The organism is Porphyromonas sp. C0026D3 (genome assembly GCF_056590775.1).
The window spans coordinates 133857-156350 of sequence record NZ_JBWPWU010000002.1; the positions used below are offsets into that span (position 1 = coordinate 133857).

Here is a 22494-nt window from a genome sequence, read left to right on the forward strand (position 1 = left end):
ATTGCGGAAGTAGCTCAGTTGGTAGAGCACAACCTTGCCAAGGTTGGGGTCGCGGGTTCGAGTCCCGTCTTCCGCTCATTCCACGAACTCTAAAGTGCTGTAGGTCGATTGACCTATAGCACTTTTTTGTAAGTTTCGAAAGGGTTGGAGTGGACGAATAAGCCATCAAAAAAGGTAGCTTGGCAACTCTCACTCACGAGACATTGCCAAGCTACCTTTCTTTGTTTTAGTCGGGAGCGCTCAGAATCAGCTACCTACTGACTGCAGAGAGGTCGCCCTAAAGTGCTCCTCTGCATACTTGCGAGTAATGTGAAGTGACTTTTTACCAGAGGAGGGAGCTTCAAACATTGCATCTGTCATGATTGACTCAAATATGCTCCGCAAGCCACGGGCTCCGACCTTGAACTCCACCGCTTTTTCCACGATGAAGTCGTACACCTCCGGATCAATCTTGAGATCGACACCGTCCATTGCCATAAGCTTGCGGTACTGCTTTGAGATGGCATTCTTGGGTTCGGTCAGGATTCTCTTGAGCGAGTCAGGATCCAGCGGAGTAAGGTAAGTCAGGACCGGAAGTCGACCAATCAGTTCAGGTATCAGCCCGTAGGACCTTAGGTCGGCCGGTGTCACATACTTTAGGAGGTCATCACCCTCCTCCTTTTTGTGTCCTCGAGTGGTGCTGTTGTAGCCCACCATCCTAGTATTGAGACGCTGGGCTATCTTTCGCTCTATGCCATCAAAAGCTCCGCCACAAATGAATAGGATGTTTTCGGTATTGACCAGTATCATCTTTTGCTCCGGATGCTTACGTCCACCCTCTGGAGGGACATTGACATCGGCCCCTTCTAGGAGTTTCAGCAGGCCTTGTTGTACGCCTTCGCCCCCTACATCACGAGTGATACTGGGGTTATCCGCTTTGCGTGAAAGTTTGTCCACCTCGTCGATGAAGACAATCCCACGCTCAGCCGCCTCCACATCGTAGTCTGCCACTTGCAGGAGTCTACTGAGGATACTCTCGACATCCTCTCCTACATATCCGGCCTGCGTAAAAACGGTAGCATCCACTATCGTAAATGGGACCTTGAGCATCCGTGCGACCGACTTGGCAATCAGTGTCTTTCCGGTGCCGGTGGGTCCTACCATGATCATGTTGCTTTTGTCGAGCTCGACATCTTGATCCTCGGGGTTGTTGAGCTTCTGTTTAGCCTTTCCGGTCTTGTTTAGTCCCTTGCTGTAAAGTCGCTTATAATGATTGTAGACTGCGACAGCAATACTCTTTTTGGCCTCCGACTGTCCGATGACATACTCGTCCAAAAACTCAACTATCTCTTTGGGCTTAGGCAGATCCTCCAGATCAGGGAAGCTAAAGCGCGCTCTTTTGCTCTCTGCTTCCTCAGCGTTTTTGACAGCATAGTGCACTGCATCAGCACATTCATTGCATAGGTAACCTACCGGACCGGGGATGAGGTACTTCACCATTTCTTCCGGCCGGCCACAGACACTACAGGTGTGGCTGTACCTTGACTTCGAGTTTTTTGCCATTTACTTTTTATCTTCACTTTTTGTGAGGACCTTGTCGATCAATCCATACTCCAACGCTTCCGGAGCAGTGAGCCAGTAGTCACGGTCGCTGTCTTTCTCTATCTTGGCCACGGATTTGCCGGAGTGCTTGGATAGGATCTGATAGAGCTCTTTCTTTATCTTTAGGATTTCTCGCACGGTTATCTCCATGTCACTTGCTTGCCCTTGCGCACCTCCCAGTGGCTGGTGTAGCATGACCCTTGAGTGGGGTAGCGCAAAGCGCTTGCCCTCCTTGCCGGCTACCAAAAGCACAGATGCCATACTCGCCGCCATACCGGTGCAAATGGTGGAAATATCACAGTCAATATACTGCATGGTGTCGTAGATACCATACCCTGCATAAACACTGCCACCGGGAGAATTGATGTAGAGAGAAATATCCTTGCCCGGGTCACTGGTCTCCAAAAAGAGCAGCTGAGCCTGTATCACGTTGGCCACATAATCATCGATCGCAGTTCCCAAAAATATAATACGATCCATCATCAAGCGACTAAAAACGTCCATTTGTGCAACATTGAGCTGACGCTCCTCTATGATTGTAGGGGAGATATAACCACTCGATGCTTGGCTGGTAAACTTCGTATAGTCATCCAAGGCCTGACTATTCAGCCCTAGATGCCGGGTTGCGTACTTTTGAAACTCGTTGTTATTCATATTTTAATCTTCCTATAATTGTTACTTCACTATAAGGGTGGCAAAAGGATATGGGCTCCGGCTCGTCTATCAAAAGCCGATCGGACCATTGTAGTCCAAAAAGGCACGCATCGCCATCGGTAAATAGTTGATCACCTCACTAGCAGTCACAGACTCCTCCTGGTACTCCGATCGGTAAAGATCTGCCGCGTAGCCGTGCATATACACCCCCTCAAGGCAGGACAAAAGCGCATTTTTCTCTTTGCCAAGGAGGGCAAGCAGTATGCCGGTGAGGACATCGCCTGTACCGGCTGTTGCGAGACCGGGATTTCCCGAGGAGTTGAATAGAGCAAGTCCTGTACGAGCGCATATCACCGTGTAGGCACCCTTTAGCACCACATTGATCTTGTACTCCACAGCCACTTCTTTTGCCTTGCGGTACCTCTCGTACTCAGAGTGGCACCGTCCAAAAAGGCGATCAAACTCACCGGCATGAGGGGTAATAATCGAGTCTACCGGCAAAAGACTCAGCAGGGAGTGATCCTCAGCCAAATGGTACAGGGCATCTGCATCCAAAATGATCGGTTGCCGGTAGTTTTTTAGCAGGTTTTGGAGAGCTTGCCGGCTTTGCACGGATCGTCCTATCCCGGGACCGATCGCAATAGCATCGTACCCCTCCAGCTCTGGCAAAGTGCTCAGGCTAGACTCGTTGGCATCCTCATGGACGAGTGCTTCCGGTACAGTGGTATATAGGACCGGTCCAAAACCCTTGGGGACGTGGACAGTCAAGTGCCCCACCCCTGCAGTATACGCAGCCTTGGCCGACAAGACAGCGGCACCCATCATTCCCCTACTGCCGGCGATCAGCAACACCCTACCATAGTCGTACTTATTGGAAAAGCGTGGACGCTGACGCAGTATCCCGGACATCTCTGCCTCTCCAAACAGGCAATCATCCACCCCTGGCGTGGCCGCTCCATCGTCAAGACCGGCATTGATCACCTTCCAGCGACCGACATAGGCCTCATTTTCGGCAAAAAAGAAGCAGAGCTTCGGCCCATGAAACGTATAGGTGTAGTCCGCTTGAATCACATTGGCAAGGCTGTTGTTACCATTATCTTCAGCCCACAGCCCCGATGGGATTTCCAGTGCCACCACCGTTCCGGATTGAGCATTTATATAGCTGGCCACACTCGCCAAAGCACCGGTAAACGGAGTAGTCTGATCCAGTCCACAGATTCCATCCAAGACAATCGTCTTGTCATCAATCACCGGGGGATGAAAGTCTGTCACGACCTCAAGCGTCGGAACATTACCGGACAAAAGCCTTTTTTTGGCCCACAAGACAATATCGGGAAGTGTACCGGTGGGATTGAGCAAAACCACCTCCACCGGATGCTTCTGCTCAGCCAGTATGGCCGCTATCAAGAGTGCAAGGGCTCCGGTACGGTTGGGCCCGGCAAAGGCCACCATCCTACTCCGCCCCCTAAAATCCCTTTGGTATTGGACACTAAAGGCGCTAGCCAGTTTTTCCAAGATCTCCTCGGATGTCAGTGCCCCAACCCCCATCATTGCCTTACTCTCTATCGCCTCTTGCGATTTGCGGTTCAGTACTTTTAGCATGACCTTTAGTCTTAGATATTCAGTTTTGCGGTATCAAGGCTCAAGACAAGCCCTATCAAGATTTCTGCACCTACTTCAGGGTGTCAAATGACTCTCTGGCACGCCCTTTTCCAAACGAAAACATCGCCAATCCCTTCTCTGTGGTTTTGCCAAGTGAGGCAAGAGACAATCCCAAAAGGCCGGCAAGTCCAAGCTTGATTTCACGGAAGAGCAGAAGCACAACCTACAGTCCCCATACAAAGCATGAGAACCATCAGGCCTCCCCCTCTCATAGAAAAAGGGAAAACCTCTGGTTCTCAACTAACCTTATACACCACAACAAGTCGAAAACCCTCGATCGTGTTGCGTCACTATGGATGATCAGTTCCCCTTAGACATATCAGCCTCGGCACGTTTATCCAAAAAGATATGCAAAACATAGCCTAGGATGACTGTACCCAAACCACAGACGAGGGCAACATTGGACTGGGGCATGATGTCAAAAAAAGCGATAAGCATCAAAAAGATTGCTCCCAAAATCATCATGATGATCCCGATATATCTCATAGTCGTTATTCTTGTAAGTTTTCTACGGTCGTATGACCTTGTTCCTATCGTATCACTTGCCACAACACTCAATGCTCCCATAGAGAGAAGCCTCAATCCTCGTGACAAAAATGGTGACCCGGAAGGGATTCAAACCCTTGACCTTCAGAACCGGAATCTGACGCTCTATTCAGCTAAGCTACCGGGCCATTTCAATCGTGTGACACAAAGTTACCAATAAATTCAAACATACCGGGCATAAGCACACATTTTCTCAACCATGGAGGCAACTCACCCCAATAAGAGCCAATACTGACTGCACCCTCGGACCGACAGAAATGCACGCCACTACGTCCCTAAAAAACATCTAGTATCAAAAGACAACCCTGTATAGAGACACTTATTACTAGCCATCGATCCCCTTTTTCAGCACATACCTCATCAGGACATCAAGGAGCTTTTCCTTCTAGCCGCGAAAGCAAATTCTTCTATCCGTGAAAAGCTATGCTTCTATCCGTGAAACCGATCGCTTCTATCCGTGAAACTCGAGGCCACCTGCAACCACCTGATTACCAACCCCTCCAAGCAGGGCGTTTTCACAAAAAAGACCCTATTTTCCAGGCTTTTAGCATCCTAGGTTAGAGACACTTTCGCATTGAGGTTCACAGGATCCTTGCATCCTTTGATCCTCACCAAGGCCATTTGGTAGTTTTTGAAAAATAAGTATCTTTGCGCAAGCAAAGTAACAGTTGCGGTAGTAGCTCAGTTGGTAGAGCGTCGGCTTCCCAAGCCGAAGGTCACGGGTTCGACCCCCGCCTACCGCTCTGGTTGTGCCAGAGGTTTGTTCAAATAAGTATTATTTGGTACCTTTGCACAGCAAAATCAGGGCATAAGATTTATTTCAGAGCTCATACAGCGCAAATACAGGGGCAAGTCCTACACGGTCAGCTCCTAGTGAACTCCCCCAGGGCTTGATCGCAGCAAGGGTAGCTGGTTGTAGCGACGCGATGTAGACAGCTTGCCCACCCGCCTCTTTAGCTCAGCTGGTAGAGCAACTGATTTGTAATCAGTAGGTCGTTGGTTCGAATCCGACAAGAGGCTCTGTAGATATAAAAGGTTGCTAGTCAGTGTTTCATACGCTGTTTAGCAACCTTTCTTCTTTTATCTCTCAGCGACTTTAGTGCCACCTGAGCGGTGTATTTGGGCACAAATGGGTGGAGGGTGTGTTTATTTGCGAATCGCCGCAAATTCTCAGGAGCAATCCGTAAAGTCTTGCAGTCAAAAGGGGGCCCCAAAAACGAGCCCTTATGCAACGGTCTGAAAAGAGAGAGGGCTTTTTTCATTACCCCCAATTATTCAAAGGTATCCAGCTAGCAGAAGTCTAATTGTTTGAGTAAATTTGCGGAGATCTATTGGGATAGTGCCACAACTCCTAATTTGTGGCGTGCTTTCCCTTTCTCTAAAAAAGACTCGCAAGAAATCTATGTCCGACACAAGGATCAAAAAAGCCCTCATCTCCGTCTACCACAAGGACGGCCTCGATGACCTCATCAAATGTCTTGTAGAACACCATGTTGAATTGGTATCCACCGGTGGCACACAGGAGTACATTCACCGTCTCGGATACGCCTGTACAGCCGTAGAAGACCTGACCAGCTTTCCCTCCATCCTTGGAGGCAGGGTAAAGACCCTGCACCCTGCGATTTTTGGGGGTATCCTGACGAGGCGCAACAACAGCGAGGATGACCGTCAGTGCAAAATGTACGACATATCACCAATCGACCTAGTCGTCGTGGATCTGTACCCGTTTGAGGAGACGGTGAGAGATGGTGGTAGCGAAGCTGAGGTGATTGAGAAGATCGATGTGGGGGGGATAGCTCTCATCCGTGCGGCAGCCAAAAACTACCGGGATGTCACCATCATTTCGTCACGCAACTACTATCGTGAGATCATTGACCTCCTCGACACTCAAGATGGTTGTACCACGCTTGAGCAGAGAAAGAGCTTTGCCACAAGGGCCTTCCGCTGCACATCGGATTACGACAGACACATCATGGACTACTTCGTGGGCCAGTCGGAGGCTCCGGAGACCCTCACCCTAGCTCCCGCATTTCCCCTGCGCTATGGTGAAAACCAGCACCAAAAAGGGACCTACTACGGGTGCGCCTTTGAGGATCGCTTTGAGCATCTCCACGGAAAGCAACTGAGCTACAACAATATACTTGACATCGATGCCGCCACTCAACTGATAGAGGAGCTGAAAGAGCCGGCTGTTGCCATCATGAAGCACAACACCCCTTGCGGGCTTGCTGTAAGACCCACGATATGCGAGGCCTACGTCGCAGCTCTGGCGTGTGATCCGGTATCCGCATATGGTGGTATTGTTGTCCTCAATCGTGTGGTAGACGATGCCACTGCAGAAGAACTGCACAAGCTATTCATAGAGGTACTCATAGCTCCCGGCTACAGCGAAGGTGCGCTAGCCCTCCTGACTCAGAAGAAAAATCGGGTAATCCTAGTCGACAAAATTGGGGAAGACTCCTCCATCTACTCCTACCGGAGTGCACTTGGTGGAATATTGGCGCAAGAGAGAGATAGAAGCATCGAGACCGAAAATGACCTCACCTACGCTACCGAAAAACGCCCCACCCCTGAGGAGATACGCGATCTACTCTTTGGGATGAAAGCGGTAAAGTTTTGCAAAAGCAATGCGATAGTACTAGCACGAGGTCAGCAGATACTCGGTGCCGGATACGGGCAAACCTCTCGAGTAGATGCACTGAGACAAGCTATTGCCAAAGCGAATGAGATGGGCTTTGATCTAAAGGGAGCCGTCATGGCCTCTGATGCCTTTTTCCCCTTTAGCGACTGTGTGCAGATTGCACACGAAGCAGGGATAGTCTCCATCATCCAGCCAGGTGGATCCGTAAGGGATCAAGACAGCATCGACTACTGCAATGCAAACGGAGTGTCAATGGTAATGACCGGTGTGCGCCACTTTAGGCACTGATTCCACGAGGATAACCGGTACACATTTTAACAGAATATTCAAGCAACTCAAATATGGGATTTTTCTCCTTTACTAAGAAACTTGCCATAGACCTCGGGACGGCCAATACCGTTATCATCAAGGATGGCAAGATCATCGTGGACCAACCCAGCTACGTCACAATCAACCGCAAGACTGAGAAAGTCGAGTGGGTGGGCGATGAAGCCTACAAGCGGTTTGAGAAAGAGAACAACGACCTAATGACCGTCCGTCCACTGCGTGATGGTGTCGTGGCAGACTTGGTGGCAACCGAGTATATGATCCGAGGTATGATCAAGATGGCGGACAACAAGCGCCACTTTTTTCCCACCTCAATGAAAGTGGTCGTATGCGTACCATCGGGCAGTACCGACGTGGAGATTCGCGCCGTACGCGATGCGGCAGAGAAGGCCGGTGCCAACGAAGTATACCTCATCTATGAGCCCATGTCGGCCGCTATTGGTATAGGATTGGACGTCATGGAGCCTATGGGGAACATGATCGTAGACATCGGCGGTGGAACGACTGAGATAGCCGTCATATCCCTAGGTGGTATCGTGAACAACAAGTCCATAAAAGTTGCCGGAGACGAGCTGACAAACGACATCGTGGACTACATGAAGACGGAGCACAGCATCCGAATCGGAGAGCGCACCGCTGAAGAGATCAAGAAAAATGTAGGCTCTGCACTCGAAGTATTGGAGGATGAGCCTGAGGACTTTGAAGTCATCGGACAAGATCTCGCAAGTATCCTCCCCAAGACCATACAGGTCAACTACAAGGAGATCGCACGCTGTCTCGACAAGTCTATCCTGAAGATTGAAACAGCAGTCGGCAATGCGCTGGACAACACCGCTCCAGAGCTCTATGCAGATATCTACAAGAATGGGGTGTACCTCAGCGGTGGTGGTGCGCTACTCAAGGGACTTGACAGACGCCTGAGTGACAAGTTTAGGATCCCTTTCATCGTAGCAGAGGATCCTCTATATGCCGTTGCAAAAGGCACACATATAGCACTGAAAAACACGGACAAATACACCCTGCTTTTCAAGTAACCTATCTACAGCCTATAGAGTCTCATGGAACGGCTCATAGAGTTTCTCAAGGCAAATGGGCACACGTTGCTCTTTTTGGTCCTTGAGTTTGTTGCCATAGCCCTGCTAATCAGCGGGAGCAAGTACCGTAGCAGTGTCTTCCTTAGCTCCGCCAATAGTGCCATAGGAGACGTGATGGAGCTGTCACACACGGCCAATAGGTACATGGGACTACAAGAGGCCAATGTAGAGCTGATGCAGCGCAATGCTGACCTAGAAGTGGAGGCTCTCAGGCTCAGGAGTATCCTGGATCGCCTGACGGTGGACTCTCTCTCTTGGAAAAGGTTGTCCAAAGACACTGTGGATCGCACTTTTCCGTACGACTACGTGATAGCCAAAGTGGTTGGGAACACCCAATTCGGGCAAAAAAATTACATCACCCTGGATGTCGGTGAAGCAGATGGTGTGAAACCGGACATGGGTGTCGTAGGGGCTAATAGTATCGTGGGGGTGGTCGAGGCAGTTGGTAAAAAGTACGCCAAAGTTATTCCTCTGACCAACCCACAATTTAGTCTCACCTGCAAACTATCGAGCACCGACTACACAGGTACCCTTCACTGGGCAGGGCCCGACCTAGGAGAGATACAGCTGACCAACCTTCCAAAGCATGTGAAGTACGAGGTCGGAGACTCTGTCTTCACGAGTGCCTACTCTGCCATCTTTCCGGAGCACCTCTTTGTAGGGACCGTCAGCGGACGTGGCAAATCAACAGATGATAGCTTCTTTGCGCTGGACGTCAAGTTGGCGACAAACTTTTCTACCCTCAAGTACGTCTATGTCTTGAGGAACTATGAGCTGGAAGAACGACGAGAAGTAGAGGAATACACCGTCTGGGAAAAACATTGATGATGACAACCGAACCCTCTGAGAGACTAAGATGCTGAATCAATACACCCGACTTTTTGTGAGCACGGCAGTACTGCTATTTCTTCAGGCTATACTGCTGAACCATTTGCGCCTCTTTCACTACTTCCTGCCAATCATCTACCTCTATGGTTTTGTAAAGATGCCCTATCAGGCGCCCAGAAGTTTTCTCACGTTGTCTGCCGCCATCACAGGTTTTGTCCTAGATCTAATGATGAACACTCCCGGACTAAACATGGCTGCCGCAACACTGACTGTCTACATGCGACCTCAAATTTTGAGGACCTTGACGACAGAGGAGACCATAGACGAAAGTGACGGGCTGCTCATCCCCGGGGCAAGGTCTATCAGGGTGGCACCATATCTACTCTACCTACTCCTCTTTACCCTCTTACATACCACAGTGTTGATGTTTCTTGAGGCGCTGTCGGTCCGATTGTTTGTGGCAACCATTCCCTACATCTTGGGAGCTACTGTCCTATCTACAGCACTGTATTTGCTATTTGACGCTCTCAGCTTTAGGACAACGGACAACTAAATGCCAATCATCCACAAAAATAAGTACCAACATCGACAGTACATCATCGGGAGCATCATGTGCCTGGTGGTGCTTGTCTATGTAGTACGCCTGTTTTATGTACAAGTGCTCAACCCTGAGTACAAGTATGCGGCTGACAATATCGCATTTTACCGAAAAACCCTGTACCCGTCTAGAGGACTCATATACGACTATAAGGGGCGCCTAGTCGTCTACAACCGACCGACGGCTACGATTCAGGTCATCATGAGGGAAGTTGTACCCTTTGACACCCTAGAGTTTTGTTCAATACTCCAAATCTCACGTGATGAACTGGAGCAGCGTTTTTCTGATCTAAAAGACTTACGCAAAAACAGAGGCTACTCTGCCTATACTCCTCAAGAACTCTTCTCACAAATCACCCTTTCGGAAGCAAGTCTCCTAGAAGAAAAACTCTATAAATACCCCGGATTTTACATCAACCACCGCACCGCACGAGACTACAACTACCCGTCCGGTGCCCTTGTCCTAGGAAGTGTGGGTGAAGTAAATCAAACGACAATTGATCGTGATCCATACTATGTACCAAGTGACTATGCAGGTACTACCGGTATCGAAAGAAGCTATGAGCACTTTTTGAGAGGGCAGAAAGGAACCTCTGTCCTGCTAAGGGATGCGCACGGAAGGATCCAAGGACAATACGATGATGGCAGGCTGGACCAAGAACTAACGTCCGGACACGACCTCCACCTGAGTTTGGATATACTCCTACAAGAATATGGCGAGAGATTGATGAAAGGAAAGCGAGGCGCCATAGTGGTCATCGAACCCAAAACAGGAGAAATCCGAGCAATGGTTACTTCTCCATCCTATGATCCCAAACTACTCGTAGGCCGAAACCGTGGTGCCAACTATCTTGCCCTTCAGGCTGATCCACAAAAGCCACTATTCAATCGTGCCACAATGGGAACCTACTCCCCGGGGTCCACATTCAAGCCCGTACAAGCCGCCACATTTTTACAAGAAGGGGCTATTCGTCCCGAAACCACATACACTTGCTACCGTGGGTACCCACTGCTCGGCGGTCGTCCGGCCTGCCACGGTCATGCCTCTCCACTAGACCTTAGGTATGCACTGGCCACTTCTTGCAACGCCTATTTTTGCTGGGGACTCCGTGAGCTACTGGACAACAGGGCCCACTACCCTACTATACAAGAGGCTTTTGAGCATTGGAAAGGACACATTGTCAGCATGGGGTATGGGTATAAGCTAGGCGTCGATCTTCCCTCCGAAAACCGTGGATACATCCCCAATGCCCAAGTCTATGATGCCATCTATGCAAGGCGATGGACATCATCATCGATCATCTCCATATCTATCGGCCAAGGAGAGATACTGGCAACTCCTCTACAAATGGCCAACTTTGCTGCCATTGTGGCAAATCGTGGCTACTACTACACGCCACACTTGGTGAAAGAGATTGAAGGACTTCCCTTAGACTCTATTGGGGTAAAACTACACCAAACGGGGATAAGGTCCGATCACTTTGACGTCATTGACCAAGGGATGCGCATGGCTGTCACCTCAGGTACTTGTAGACGAGCCAATATACCGGACATCAAGGTTTGTGGCAAAACAGGAACAACCGAAAACGTTCACGGCAAGGACCACTCACTCTTCATCGGATATGCTCCACAGGAGGATCCACAAGTGGCTGTTGCGGTACTGGTGGAAAATGCTGGGTTTGGTGCCACCTTTGCACTGCCTATTGGGCGACTAATGATTGACTATTACTTGCATGATGGGACAATATCAGAATCCTCCAAGGAATATGAGACCAACATGCTAAATGCAATAATTGCTCATTGAGTATGGCACAGAACAAAGGAACCGTTTTCTTTAGGAATCTGGACTACCTCACCATCCTACTCTACCTGACCCTGTCCATCATAGGTTGGCTCACCATATACGCCGCAAGCTACGACGTACAACTTGATGGCAGGATCACCCTCGAAGGTCGAATCACCAGCCAATTGATCTGGATGGGTGTATCTCTTTGTGCCGCAATGGCAACACTACTACTCGACACCGCACTATACAAAAAAATCTCTCCTTACCTATACCTATTGATGCTAGGGGTATTGGTAGCAACTATCTTTTTGGCCCCGGATATCAAGGGATCACGCTCCTGGCTTGTCGTGACTGACACAATCAGGCTACAGCCGGCCGAGTTTTCCAAAGTCACAACAGCCCTAATGCTTGCATGGTGGGTAGATCGCTTTGAGTTTAGTATCACTCGCTTCTCAGATCTTTTGGTCGCTTTTTTGATCTTTTTGGCCCCGATGAGCATCATCATCCTACAATCAGAGACTGGATCTGCGCTGGTCTTCTTTGTATTTGTTTTGGTTCTCTATCGAGAAGGACTGACGAGTGCCATACACATGTTTGGTCTTTTTTTGATCATTCTTTTTGTCCTTACCCTCGCCTTTGCCGAAACAACGTGGGGACTAACCAAAGCTGTATGGGTAGTGGTACCACTTTTTGTATACCTCTCCACAGTCATCGCATCTGAGATCTACTGCCAAGTACGGAGCATGCGATTAGCGGCACTCATCATAGCACCGTCTTGCTTTGCTATTAGCCTGCTTGTCAACGCATTTCATCCGATTAGCTTCGCCTATCCTGCGCTTATTTCCTTGGGATTGCTCATTGCTTTTGTGGGATTTCAAGCCCTCGGAAGGCGCGGAAAGCACGTTTGGGCACTTGTGCTATTTGGTCTACTGTCCATCAGCTTACAATCGGGAGTGGAGTACTTCTTTGAAAACATCCTCCAGCAACATCAGCAACAACGTATCTTGGTCTCCCTCGGGCTCAAAGATGACCCCGCCGGTGTCGGCTACAATGTCCGCCAAAGTCTTATCGCCATTGGGTCCGGAGAGCTTACTGGCAAGGGGTACCTAAACGGTACACAGACCAAACTCTCCTATGTTCCGGAACAAGACACGGACTTTATCTTCTGCACAATCGGAGAGGAGCATGGCTTTATCGGAAGTACGATCCTGCTTCTGATCTATCTCATGCTGTTGTTGCGACTGATCCGGTTGGCTGAACGCCAGACATCACGTTTTGGGCGAGTGTATGGATACAGTGTGGCCTGTATTCTTTTCTTTCATCTGACGATCAATATCGGGATGGTGGTGGGGTTGATACCGGTGATCGGTATACCTCTTCCGTATATCAGCTACGGAGGCTCCTCGCTTCTTAGCTTTACCATCCTCCTATTTATCCTTCTGAGACTCGATGCTACGCGTAGTATCGATCCATAAGATTCTATTCACCACAGGCCTGCTCCCACTCAGACATCAAATTTTGCATCTTGTCGGACAATTCGGCATACCGCTTCAGTAAGTCGGGAGAGGTATCCCCCATACTCAAGTCATGCTCAATCTTGGCTTGCTCCTTTTCGTTCTCCTCAATCTCCCTTTCCAGTTTTTCAATAAGCTGTTGCTTCTGACGTTCGAGACGCTGTTGCTCCTTCTGCTCCCGATAGGCGAGTTGTCCGGTTGAGACCTTTTGGGTACTGTCACCCTCTGCCTTGGTCTCCTCGCCGGACTCCCTGACTTGTAGCTTTCGGACATACTCCTCCATGCCCCCCAGGTGATTGATGACAGCCTTGTCCTTAAACTCAAACACCTTATCTACCAGTCCATCCAAGAAATCTCGATCATGGCTGACGATGAGTACTGTCCCCTCATACTTTTGAATAGCCTCCTTCAGCACCGACTTACTACTCAAGTCCAGGTGATTGGTTGGCTCATCAAGGATCAAAAAATTGGACGGAGAGAGCAACAAACGTATCATAGCCAGACGACTACGTTCACCACCACTGAGGACACCCACTTTCTTTTCTGAGACTTCGCCACCGAACATAAATGCGCCAAGAATATCGTTGATCCTAGTCCGTATCTCACCAATCGCGATATCATCGATTGTCTCAAATATGGTTTTGTTGGGGTCCAAGAGCGTAGCCTCATTTTGTGCAAAGTAGGCCGTCTCCACTTGATGGCCCAACTTTATCATTCCCTCATGTGGCACTTCTCCCATCACCCCTCGTACGAAAGTCGTCTTTCCAGATCCATTTTTTCCCACAAGTGCGATCTTGTCTCCACGCTCCACTGTCAGGTCTACCCCACTCAGGACGACATGCTCACCGTACGCCATCCGAAGGTCCTTTACGATCAGTGGATACGCACCACTCTGTACCGTTGTGGGGAAGGTAAAGTGAATCGCCTGGCGATTGATCTGATCCACCTCGATACGGTCCAGCTTCTCCAGTTGTTTGATACGCGACTGTACCTGCACTGCTTTAGTCGCTTTGTACCTAAAACGCTCTATGAAGTCCTCTGTCTCCTTGATGAGCTTTTGCTGGTTTTCAAACGCCCGCATTTGTTGCTCGTAGCGTTCTTGTCGGAGAGCCTCATAGCGCGAGTAGCTCACCTTGTAGTCAAAGGCTTGCCCCAAAGAGAGCTCTATAGTACGCGATGTGGTGTTGTCCAAAAAGCGCCTATCATGGCTGACGAGAATCACGGCCGCATGGGTCTCGGAGACAAAGTTTTCAAGCCAGATGATGGACTCCATGTCCAGGTGGTTGGTTGGCTCATCGAGGAGCAAAAGGTCAGGACGTGCCAGCAGGATCTTTGCCAGCTCGATCCGCATCCTCCAGCCTCCACTAAACTCAGCAGTCCCACGATCCAGATCCTCCTGTCCAAACCCCAACCCCTTGAGTGTACGCTCCAGCTCCGCCTCTTGTTGCTCAGGCTTGTACATAGCGAGTAGCTCTGTGGCGTTGGCAAGCCGCTGTACCAGCTCGAGGTATTCTACACTCTCATAGTCTGTGCGAGAGGCCATCTCTTCGGTGAGTTGGTCAGCGTGAGTTTGTAGCTCCTTTCCCCTCGCAAAAGCCTTGCGTGCCTCCTCTCGCACCGTGAGGTGATCCCGAGTAAGCATGTGCTGGGGGAGGTAGCCGATGGATGCATCCTTCGGGAACGAAACACTGCCACCGGTTGGTTGCCTCAGACCGGCAATGACATTGAGGAGTGTTGTTTTGCCGGAGCCATTTCGGCCGGCAAGGGCAATACGCTCCCGTGGGCTTACCTGAAAAGAGACGTCCCGAAAAAGGACATCAGCCCCAAAAGAGACCGATATATTATTGAGTGCCAGCATAAGTTAGTCCGATGCACGCTCTACCACCTCCTCTCCGGAGATGAGGTTATTCATGAGGGCATAAAAGGTCAGCCCCGATACCGTCTTGATATTGAGTTTGGACGTAATGTTTTTGCGATGGGTCATCACGGTATTCATACTAATGTTGAGGGCATCGGCTATTTCCTTGTTCGTCAAGCCCCGTGCCACCTCTTTCAGCACCTCCTCCTCGCGTGACGAGAGTCCTTTTTCAGCTGTGGATTCTTTGATCACATGGCTAGTCCTAAAAGACTCCCTGATCGCACGCTTCAGTGTCTCACAGTCCCACCTGGGGTGAATAACCAGCTGGTCGCCTCCCAGCCCGAGAAGAGCCTGCTCCGGAGACAAGGTCGTAATGATAGGGATCACGCAAAAACGCTTACCCCGGAAAAAGTCTCCCCCAAGGGCGATCACACCATCCTCCACATAGAGAATGTCAAAAGTCTCAAGGTCACTGTCTCGAAATTCGCCCAACGACCCAAAAAGCTCGACAACAGCCTGTTCATTCTGTTGCTTGATCAGCGTTTTCAGGCCAATCATCTGCAATGTATCCTCGGTAATAAGTGCGATATGAGTAGTAGGCGTATTCATCACCGGTCGATCTTGTGCAGTTGTGCTTGCATCGTCTGCACCATGGGGATAAAGACTCTTGAGCGCAAGCGGTTGTTGGCGGCCAAGTCATTTCTGAGCATCTGAAGACTATAGATCACCCCGTGCAATAAGTTTTCATCGTAGTTACCTCTTATGTGGCGTATCAGCACTTGCATGACATCTGCCACAATACTCTCCAGTCGATCATCCTCCGGCTCTATAGGCACTCGATGCTCCAGAGTGAGCGCATGGATATCACCGCCCAGCTCCCGGGCCAGATTCCGAAACATCGGGAAGAGCTCTTCCCGATCCCTCCGTATCCGACATTGTAGTACCTCCTCCAGCTCCACGAGGATAGGAGGGATACTCTCCATTATAGGGCTATCCGATCCACTTCGGCGCACAAAGGACTCCACATGAATCCGCACATTGGGGAGCTGACAGTGCAGATAGTCATTATTCGCCCTCTCCAGATAATCCACGACCAAGGGAATGTGTGCCGGTGATAAGTGGAGGGAGCCAATATAGTTGGGGTGCAGGTAGTTATTGGCGATGTGCAAAAAGAAGCTCATGTCGATCCCATGAGTCCTGCACACCTCCTGCACCGTGGCATTGCCCAATCCGAGCTTCAACCCAAAGCGATTGAGCATAGGAAGAGCCGATGTATTCTCAAGGACAATATCGCTAAGTATACTCGATGATGTGATAGGTGCCATGTGCAAAAAGGACTGCTGTTATAGAAAAAAAAGAGTGCGCCATCCGATGGAATACAGGGTGTGTCACAGACGCACCGGCATATCTACACTCCTACATGTGAGAGCGACTATACGAGGTCGCCAGCCCACCCTCAGAAGTCTCCTTGTACAGGCTAGGCAAGTCGTGTCCGGTCTGCTTCATGACCTCGATCACCTGGTCAAAGCTCACCCTATGATAGCCGTCCGAAAAAGTGGCATACGTATTGGCATCCAAGGCTCTAGCCGCTGCAAAGGCATTTCGCTCCATACAAGGGATCTGGACCAGCCCGCAGACCGGGTCGCACGTCAATCCCAAGTGGTGCTCCAGCCCCATCTCTGCCGCATACTCTATTTGATTCAGACTTCCACCAAAAAGTTGATTGGCCGCCGCAGCAGCCATAGAGCATGCGACACCGACCTCACCTTGGCACCCCACCTCAGCACCGGAAATGGAGGCATTGGTGCGTGCAATGTTTCCAAATAATGCTGCAGTGGCCATAGCCCTTAGGATGGAGCGCATCGGGAAGTCTCTCGATGTCTTGAGATGATAGAGGACGGCCGGCAACACCCCCGACGAACCACAGGTAGGAGCTGTACTGACCACTCCCCCACATGCATTCTCTTCGGATACTGCCAGCGCATAGGCATAGACAAGCCCTCTGGACTTCACACTCTTACTATACGTCTTGGCACGGATCAAGTACTCACCGGCCTTGCGTCTGAGGTTGAGCCCACCAGGTATGATTCCGTCCGTCCTCAGACCACGCTCCACTGCGGCTTTCATCACTTCCCAGACCTCCTCCAAGTGTTCGTTCAGACCGGGTTTCTCAAACCGAAGGACATACTCCCAGTAGTTCAGATGGTTGGCAAAGCAGTAGTTCATGATTTCAGCGATCGTATTGTGAGGATAAACCTCCTCCGTACGGCTTTCGTCAAAAGTCTCGTTGGCCAACGCTCCCCCACCTATACTGTAGACCATCCAATCCTCCACGACCTCCCCACTCTCCGAGAGTGCCTCAAACTTCATTCCGTTGGTATGAAACTTGGGAACCGTCCTAGGCTCCCAGAGGATTTCGGTGTGGGCTATAGGCTCAAGGACATTCTGGATCGCCACATCAGTCAAGTGTCCCTTGCCCGTGGCGGCCAAAGCACCATACAGTGTCACTCTGAACCTGTGGGGTGCCCCTTTTTGGTCAAAACGCTCGGCAAACATCTCTGCCGCTCGCTTGGGAGCCATCGTATGGCTACTGGATGGGCCACTTCCTATCTTGTATATTGTTTTTATCGACTCCATTCTCGCTTACTATTCTACAACACGGCTCTGTAGATTTTTTCAAGACATCCACTCAGCCATTGTAGCACAAAGTTACCCATTTTCCAAATAGGAGGAATTTCGGCTCTTCACTCAGCGAAAAAGCAATCCTCAAAGTAGCCAAAAACGGGGGCTTGGTTTTCAGACCATTGTTAGCGGCCTACGACAGACAGAGAATCAAGCAGTTGCAAAGGGACGAAAGGTTCACGGATAGAAGCAAACGGTTTCACGGATAGAAGCAAAACTTTTCACGGATAGAAGCAAACGAGTAGACGGACCTAATGGGGACCTTTGCTCTCTGCACAAAAAGTGCAAAAGGAGAAGCCTAAATTCGTTTTTTCCGAAGTTAATCTTACATTTGTCAAAGGACGCTTAGTCCAAAAGCAGGAGAAGTCCTAGGCAGACACCCCGAATCAATCTACCTAAAACTCACACACAGACAAGGACAACAAACAATCGGAGCGACAAAAATGCCACATCTACGACCTATACAATACCTACGATCCCTGACACTGACAGCTATCCTCTTTTTGGGGGTTCACAGCGCATGGGCACAGGAAGATGAGATCCCACCACTCCCCATGGACCCCGAAGCCGTGACCGGCACACTTGACAACGGTCTCAGCTACATTATCCGACGAAACACCACCTCACCCGGACGGGCAGACCTGACCTTTGCGGTCAAAGTAGGCTCTAGCGTGGAAAGAGCAGACGAGGCCGGCTTTTCCAACCTCTTGTCTCAGATGGTGCTACAGGGGACAAAACGTCACACGGCGACAGAGCTTGCAGCGTTTTTTTCGGCCAGGGGGTTGTCACTGGACCAAGGAGTCAAGGCCACAGTCACCTACGACGAGACCCTATACACCATACATGACTTCCCAACCGGTGGGCAGGATGACCTAAGCGACCTACTGGGAGTCATCAGGGGCTGGAGCAACGAGCTAGTGCTCGACTCGCATAGCGTAGAGGAGGTCTGCCAAAAAATTATTGGCGAAATCGAGGCCGGGGATAGCGCTGAATCTCGTATCCGCTCCACGATACTGGAGCGTGTCCTCCCTATAGACCATCCATACGGCTTGCACACTCCGGTAGGCAACCCCAAGGTCCTCCGATCCTTTTCCTACCAAAGTTTGCGAGACTTTTATGCCAAGTGGTACCGTCCCGACCTACAGGGAATCATCGTCGTGGGCGATATTGATCCCCGGAAAGTGGAGCGTAGGCTAAAGGCCACCTTTGGCAACATCCCCAAGCCCAACACCACCATAGAGCGCACCTATCCGGAAGTCCCCGAGCACCATGAGCCCAATGCCATCGTCATCACCGACCGAGGCATCCAAAACACAACCCTCCTGATCAGCTGGGCACACACTGCGGCACCGGCAGAGATCAAGGCCTCCGCAGCCGGACTCCTCATGGACTACAACACCCAGATGATCAGTATGATGATGGAGGCAAGGCTCCAAAAACTGATCGGATCAAGCAACTCACCAATCCTACAAGCAAACTTTAGGTACACCCCTTTTTTGGACATCGCCATGACAGAAGATGCCTACACCCTCAGAGTGACAGCAGAGGGAACCAGATACCAAAAAGCTCTTGAGACAACAGTCCGAATGATACGGCAGACTCTGGAGAAGGGGTTTTCGGAGACAGAGTATCGAGAGGCAGAGAGCAAGCTACTGGAGCGCGTCAAGGGCTTCGTCGCCGATGAACACTTGGCCAACAGTGCACTGGCAAAACGCTACACCAACTACTTCACCCGAGGAGGCTACGCACCCGGAGTGGATCTCCAGAGTCAACTACTCTCCGCCATCGCAGAGCAGGTGACCCTAGAGACGGTCAACAAAAACTTCCGACTACTGGTCAACGACAAGCAAAGCCTAACCATCGTTGTGGTCCTACCCCAAAAGCGCGGAATGGCCATCCCGTCCGGCAACACCGTTCTTCGGCAGTTTAGGCGCGCCTTTCACCAATAACTCCGGTCAAGGCCTACAGCTGCAAACAAAAATATAGGCGGAGAGCTTGTACGCTCCCCGCCTATATTTTTGCACATCAAGGGCAAAAGCAACCCTCGCTATAGGATGCTTGTCTCCTTGGTAAACGCTATGATCTCATCAATGTACCCAAAAGCCAGCCCCGTAACCGTATCCGCACATCCGTAGTACACAGCGATACGCTTGCTCTCCGGATCATGCAACGCAGCGCAAGGAAACGTGACATTGGGGACATCCCCCACACACTCGTAGTACTCCTGTGGCGAAATAAGGTAAGGACCACTGCGAGCCAAAACCTCCCAAGGCTTCTCCAAGTCCAGCAAAGCAGAGCCAAAACTGTAGACATAGCCATTGGCACTGCGAAGCACGCCGTGATAAATCATCAGCCACCCCTCCGAAGTCTCTATGGGGATAGGTCCGGCACCAATCTTCAGGCACTGCCAAGCACTATCCTCAAAGGCGGCAGGAGCCATCACATGCCTGTGACGCCCCCAGTACTCAAGGTCAGGAGACTCGGAGTAAAAGATATCCCCAAACGGAGTATGCCCATTGTCACTAGGGCGGCTCAGCATCGCATAGTTGCCATTGATCCGGCGGGGAAACATCACCCCATTCCTATTGAAAGGCAAAAAAGCATTTTCCAGCTGATGAAAAGTCTTGAAGTCCTTGGTCCAAGCCACCCCTATAGTGGGTCCATGGTAGCCATTGCACCAGGTCACGATGTAGCGGTCATCGATGAAGGCAACCCGAGGATCATAGCCATACACCCACTCTCCTATCTCAGCATCCCGGCACTCAAACTCTATCTTATTCTCCTCAATGTCCCACTTGAGACCATCCTTGCTAAACCCCACATGCAGGCGCATGCGTCGATTGGTGTCGTCGCAACGAAAAACCCCGGCATAGCCATCGCCAAAGGGGACAACAGCACTATTGAAGATACTGTTGCTGGTCCTCAACGCATTTCGCCGGATCACCGGGTTCTCGGTATAGCGCCACATGACCTCCTTACACCCTTCCGGGCGATCTTGCCAGGGCATATTGGGGAGTGCCCCACCGTGGATGATTAGTTTACTCATTATTCAGATTTTGCTTTAGTTGGTTGGAAAAATATTTATTTCGAAATCTTAGCTCCGTTTTGGTCGTACGTAAAAGGCACAATCTTGGCACAAATGATACCCGGTATCGCCAGCAACACAGCGATCAAGAAAAAAGTCTTGTACCCGACAGCGTCACTGATAAAGCCACTCATCATCCCGGGAATCATTACGCTGAGGTTCATCAGACTATTGGCAATCGCATAGTGCGCCATCTGATGAGGTCCCGGAGCCACCTGCTGCATCATGAAAAGGCTCAGCCCCACAAAACCAAAGCCGTAGCCAAACTGCTCAAAAGCAATGCCCGTGGCAACCCACACCTCGTCCACAGGTGCCATTTGCGCAAATAAGAAAAAGACAATGAAAGGGATATTAAAGATCAGTGCCAGCACAAAAAGGACATTCTTCAAGCCAAAGTAACGGATGAAGTAGCCACTCAGGATACTGCCAAAGATGAAGCAAGCGGTACCTATAGTGCCATAAAAGAGCCCGAACTTCTCATTCGTCAGACCAATGCCACCGACTGCGATATCGGCTTTCAAAAAAAGAGGCGCCACCTTGATGGCCAAACCCTCCGTAAAACGGTAGAGCAATATGAATACCAAATAGTACCAGATGTACTTTTTCTCAAAAAAAGAGCGAAAAATATCCAGAAACTCCCGCATCGCCTCCCGCATCGTCCGGGACCGACCGGCCTCTTGAGCCACCCTCAAACGCCCCGGCAGGACAAAAAAGTGGTACACAGCCATACACAGCATGATCACCCCACCAAGTGCAAAAACCACACGCCAAGCATTGAGGACACCCATATCGACACTCATCAGCCCCACCAAGTAGACCAAGCCCCCCTTGGCCAAAATCTTGGCCAGGTTATAAAAAGCCCCCTGCCAACCTATATACTCACTCTGCTCATCAGCGGCAAGCTCAGCCATATAGGTTCCATCACCGGCGATGTCATGGATCGAGCCGGAGAGAGCCATGATCGCCAAGAGCACCAAGGTGATCGTAAAAAAGTCGGAGAGACCAAGACTGGCACAGACCACCCCGAGGACCACCGATGAGATCAGCTCCGTGGCAAAAACATACCGTTTCTTGGTCCCCACCAGCTCCATGATGGGGCTAAACAAAGGCTTTAGGCTCCAAGGCAAAACCAAAAGCGAAGTCCAAAAAGCTATCTGGGCATCCGAAATCCCAAGATCCTTGAAAGCCAACACCGATACATCCGATATCAGGACATACGGCAATCCCATACTGAAGTAGACTGTTGCCACCCACAGTATGGGACTAATCTTTTTACTGCGAGGAGTGAGCGAATCTGTCGTCATCCGTTTCGTTGCTTATGCGTATCACTTACATTGTCCCCCTCACCGCTCCAAAGATACACAAAAGATGCACATACTAGCCCACCGGATCGGAACACCATCCGGGAAGGAGCGACACCGGTGGAGGAGAGTATTCCGACCCAGAGGTGATCAAAAAGTACACCCCTCGGTATCAAAAGTCCTCCCTATGTACTTCCAAACTATTTTCCCCGGTCGAAAAACTCAAAATCACTATGTGATTTGTTCAAATCACTGAGTGATTTCTTCGCGTCACAGTGTGATTTGAAGAAATCACTTAGTGATTTTATCTTTTCCTCGGACATACGCACCTTTTTCTC

Annotated in this window: 17 protein-coding genes and 4 tRNA genes; 10 read left to right on the forward strand and 11 right to left on the reverse strand. The window is 50.3% G+C overall.

Annotated elements, in window-relative coordinates; all coding sequences use genetic code 11:
* Positions 1–3: 3 nt before the first annotated feature.
* Positions 4–76, forward strand: a tRNA-Gly gene (locus AC1EK1_RS02120).
* 170 nt (positions 77–246) lie between these two features.
* Here AC1EK1_RS02120 and clpX read toward each other — a convergent pair.
* From clpX to AC1EK1_RS02145, 5 genes are all read right to left on the reverse strand, one after another.
* Positions 247–1542: an ATP-dependent Clp protease ATP-binding subunit ClpX gene (gene clpX, locus AC1EK1_RS02125; RefSeq protein WP_480305415.1), complete on the reverse strand. Its 1296-nt coding sequence runs from the start codon at positions 1540–1542 to the stop codon at positions 247–249.
* On the reverse strand, positions 1543–2235 hold the full coding sequence (gene clpP / locus AC1EK1_RS02130) for an ATP-dependent Clp endopeptidase proteolytic subunit ClpP (RefSeq protein ID WP_480305416.1): 693 nt from the start codon (positions 2233–2235) through the stop codon (positions 1543–1545).
* A gap of 69 nt (positions 2236–2304) precedes the next feature.
* Entirely contained in the window at positions 2305–3837 is a 1533-nt protein-coding gene (locus AC1EK1_RS02135) for an NAD(P)H-hydrate dehydratase (RefSeq protein WP_480305418.1), read from the reverse strand.
* Between the two features lie 360 nt (positions 3838–4197).
* Positions 4198–4383 carry a hypothetical protein gene (locus AC1EK1_RS02140; RefSeq protein WP_480305419.1) on the reverse strand — a complete coding sequence of 62 codons (186 nt, stop codon included), beginning with the start codon at positions 4381–4383 and terminating at the stop codon, positions 4198–4200.
* 111 nt (positions 4384–4494) lie between these two features.
* Positions 4495–4571: transfer RNA gene (locus AC1EK1_RS02145), tRNA-Arg, on the reverse strand.
* Between the two features lie 542 nt (positions 4572–5113).
* Between AC1EK1_RS02145 and AC1EK1_RS02150 the strand changes: the two genes are divergently transcribed.
* From AC1EK1_RS02150 to rodA, 8 genes are all read left to right on the forward strand, one after another.
* Positions 5114–5186 (forward strand) — tRNA-Gly (locus AC1EK1_RS02150).
* Between the two features lie 204 nt (positions 5187–5390).
* Positions 5391–5463: transfer RNA gene (locus AC1EK1_RS02155), tRNA-Thr, on the forward strand.
* 382 nt (positions 5464–5845) lie between these two features.
* A complete protein-coding gene (gene purH, locus AC1EK1_RS02160) occupies positions 5846–7372 on the forward strand; it encodes a bifunctional phosphoribosylaminoimidazolecarboxamide formyltransferase/IMP cyclohydrolase (protein ID WP_480305421.1) in 1527 nt (508 codons plus the stop codon).
* A gap of 53 nt (positions 7373–7425) precedes the next feature.
* Complete coding sequence (gene mreB, locus AC1EK1_RS02165; RefSeq protein WP_480305422.1) at positions 7426–8445, forward strand: rod shape-determining protein MreB; 1020 nt, start codon at positions 7426–7428, stop codon at positions 8443–8445.
* Between the two features lie 24 nt (positions 8446–8469).
* Positions 8470–9330 carry a rod shape-determining protein MreC gene (gene mreC, locus AC1EK1_RS02170; RefSeq protein WP_480305423.1) on the forward strand — a complete coding sequence of 287 codons (861 nt, stop codon included), beginning with the start codon at positions 8470–8472 and terminating at the stop codon, positions 9328–9330.
* 31 nt (positions 9331–9361) lie between these two features.
* A complete protein-coding gene (locus AC1EK1_RS02175) occupies positions 9362–9886 on the forward strand; it encodes a rod shape-determining protein MreD (RefSeq protein ID WP_480305424.1) in 525 nt (174 codons plus the stop codon).
* A complete protein-coding gene (locus AC1EK1_RS02180; protein WP_480305425.1) occupies positions 9887–11734 on the forward strand; it encodes a penicillin-binding transpeptidase domain-containing protein in 1848 nt (615 codons plus the stop codon).
* Positions 11735–11736: 2 nt separating this feature from the next.
* A complete protein-coding gene (gene rodA / locus AC1EK1_RS02185; RefSeq protein ID WP_480305426.1) occupies positions 11737–13191 on the forward strand; it encodes a rod shape-determining protein RodA in 1455 nt (484 codons plus the stop codon).
* A gap of 4 nt (positions 13192–13195) precedes the next feature.
* Here rodA and AC1EK1_RS02190 read toward each other — a convergent pair whose 3' ends face one another.
* From AC1EK1_RS02190 to AC1EK1_RS02205, 4 genes are all read right to left on the reverse strand, one after another.
* Positions 13196–15088, reverse strand: coding sequence for an ABC-F family ATP-binding cassette domain-containing protein (locus AC1EK1_RS02190; RefSeq protein WP_480305427.1), 1893 nt, complete (start codon positions 15086–15088; stop codon positions 13196–13198).
* Between the two features lie 3 nt (positions 15089–15091).
* Complete coding sequence (locus AC1EK1_RS02195) at positions 15092–15697, reverse strand: response regulator transcription factor (RefSeq protein ID WP_480305428.1); 606 nt, start codon at positions 15695–15697, stop codon at positions 15092–15094.
* Positions 15697–16413 (reverse strand): hypothetical protein, encoded by a 717-nt coding sequence (locus tag AC1EK1_RS02200; RefSeq protein WP_480305429.1) that lies wholly within the window; start codon positions 16411–16413, stop codon positions 15697–15699. The genes AC1EK1_RS02195 and AC1EK1_RS02200 overlap by 1 nt, the downstream gene beginning before the upstream one ends.
* Before the next feature lie 91 nt (positions 16414–16504).
* Positions 16505–17725, reverse strand: a complete 1221-nt coding sequence (locus AC1EK1_RS02205) for an L-serine ammonia-lyase (RefSeq protein ID WP_480305430.1) — start codon at positions 17723–17725, stop codon at positions 16505–16507.
* Between the two features lie 488 nt (positions 17726–18213).
* Here AC1EK1_RS02205 and AC1EK1_RS02210 point away from each other — a divergent pair, with 488 nt between their 5' ends.
* Positions 18214–19719, forward strand: coding sequence for a M16 family metallopeptidase (locus AC1EK1_RS02210; protein WP_480305431.1), 1506 nt, complete (start codon positions 18214–18216; stop codon positions 19717–19719).
* Positions 19720–19817: 98 nt separating this feature from the next.
* On the opposite strand, the gene AC1EK1_RS02215 is transcribed toward AC1EK1_RS02210, so the two are convergent.
* Together AC1EK1_RS02215 and AC1EK1_RS02220 are read right to left on the reverse strand one after the other, a co-directional pair.
* Entirely contained in the window at positions 19818–20816 is a 999-nt protein-coding gene (locus tag AC1EK1_RS02215) for a glycoside hydrolase family 130 protein (RefSeq protein WP_480305432.1), read from the reverse strand.
* A 35-nt stretch (positions 20817–20851) separates the two neighbouring features.
* A complete protein-coding gene (locus AC1EK1_RS02220) occupies positions 20852–22159 on the reverse strand; it encodes an MFS transporter (RefSeq protein ID WP_480305433.1) in 1308 nt (435 codons plus the stop codon).
* Between the last annotated feature and the right edge of the window lie 335 nt (positions 22160–22494).

What these genes read in the sequence shown, in the direction of transcription:
- AC1EK1_RS02195 (WP_480305428.1), bottom strand. Translation starts at nt 15,697, where the DNA reads ATGAATACGCCTACTACTCATATCGCACTTATTACCGAGGATACATTG.
- AC1EK1_RS02210 (WP_480305431.1), top strand. Translation starts at nt 18,214, where the DNA reads ATGCCACATCTACGACCTATACAATACCTACGATCCCTGACACTGACA.
- AC1EK1_RS02140 (WP_480305419.1), bottom strand. Translation starts at nt 4,383, where the DNA reads ATGAGATATATCGGGATCATCATGATGATTTTGGGAGCAATCTTTTTG.
- AC1EK1_RS02200 (WP_480305429.1), bottom strand. Translation starts at nt 16,413, where the DNA reads ATGGCACCTATCACATCATCGAGTATACTTAGCGATATTGTCCTTGAG.
- AC1EK1_RS02175 (WP_480305424.1), top strand. Translation starts at nt 9,362, where the DNA reads ATGCTGAATCAATACACCCGACTTTTTGTGAGCACGGCAGTACTGCTA.
- mreC (WP_480305423.1), top strand. Translation starts at nt 8,470, where the DNA reads ATGGAACGGCTCATAGAGTTTCTCAAGGCAAATGGGCACACGTTGCTC.
- clpX (WP_480305415.1), bottom strand. Translation starts at nt 1,542, where the DNA reads ATGGCAAAAAACTCGAAGTCAAGGTACAGCCACACCTGTAGTGTCTGT.
- purH (WP_480305421.1), top strand. Translation starts at nt 5,846, where the DNA reads ATGTCCGACACAAGGATCAAAAAAGCCCTCATCTCCGTCTACCACAAG.
- AC1EK1_RS02220 (WP_480305433.1), bottom strand. Translation starts at nt 22,159, where the DNA reads ATGACGACAGATTCGCTCACTCCTCGCAGTAAAAAGATTAGTCCCATA.
- AC1EK1_RS02205 (WP_480305430.1), bottom strand. Translation starts at nt 17,725, where the DNA reads ATGGAGTCGATAAAAACAATATACAAGATAGGAAGTGGCCCATCCAGT.
- clpP (WP_480305416.1), bottom strand. Translation starts at nt 2,235, where the DNA reads ATGAATAACAACGAGTTTCAAAAGTACGCAACCCGGCATCTAGGGCTG.
- AC1EK1_RS02215 (WP_480305432.1), bottom strand. Translation starts at nt 20,816, where the DNA reads ATGAGTAAACTAATCATCCACGGTGGGGCACTCCCCAATATGCCCTGG.
- mreB (WP_480305422.1), top strand. Translation starts at nt 7,426, where the DNA reads ATGGGATTTTTCTCCTTTACTAAGAAACTTGCCATAGACCTCGGGACG.
- AC1EK1_RS02190 (WP_480305427.1), bottom strand. Translation starts at nt 15,088, where the DNA reads ATGCTGGCACTCAATAATATATCGGTCTCTTTTGGGGCTGATGTCCTT.
- rodA (WP_480305426.1), top strand. Translation starts at nt 11,737, where the DNA reads ATGGCACAGAACAAAGGAACCGTTTTCTTTAGGAATCTGGACTACCTC.
- AC1EK1_RS02180 (WP_480305425.1), top strand. Translation starts at nt 9,887, where the DNA reads ATGCCAATCATCCACAAAAATAAGTACCAACATCGACAGTACATCATC.
- AC1EK1_RS02135 (WP_480305418.1), bottom strand. Translation starts at nt 3,837, where the DNA reads ATGCTAAAAGTACTGAACCGCAAATCGCAAGAGGCGATAGAGAGTAAG.